The organism is Psychrobacter sp. TB20-MNA-CIBAN-0197 (genome assembly GCF_040309765.1).
GTDB lineage: Bacteria > Pseudomonadota > Gammaproteobacteria > Pseudomonadales > Moraxellaceae > Psychrobacter > Psychrobacter submarinus.
Window position 1 is genome coordinate 1 of the sequence record NZ_JBEOPC010001032.1, and the last position, 253, is coordinate 253.

1 pseudogene is annotated in these 253 nt (G+C 58.1%); it reads right to left on the reverse strand.

Annotation, left to right across the window (positions count from 1 at the left end):
* Nucleotides 1-253 (reverse strand): annotated as a pseudogene (gene fadH / locus AAEY83_RS17035) (NADPH-dependent 2,4-dienoyl-CoA reductase); the annotation flags it as partial.

A 253-nucleotide genomic window follows, 5' to 3' on the forward strand; every position in this document is an offset into this window, starting at 1 on the left:
GTGCACGTTCTGCCCGGCTTCAACCAGACCATCGTGCAATTCACGCAACGGATCCTGCCCCGCGCAGATCACGATGTTGTCCACCGCCAGCAGTTGCGGCTCACCGCTTTCGCCGATGCGAATGTGCAAGCCTTGGTCATCGATGCTCAGGTATTCGACGCTGTTGAGCATCTGCACCTGCTTGTTCTTCAGACCGGTGCGATGAATCCAGCCGGTGGTTTTGCCAAGACCGTCGCCGACCTTGGTCTTCTTG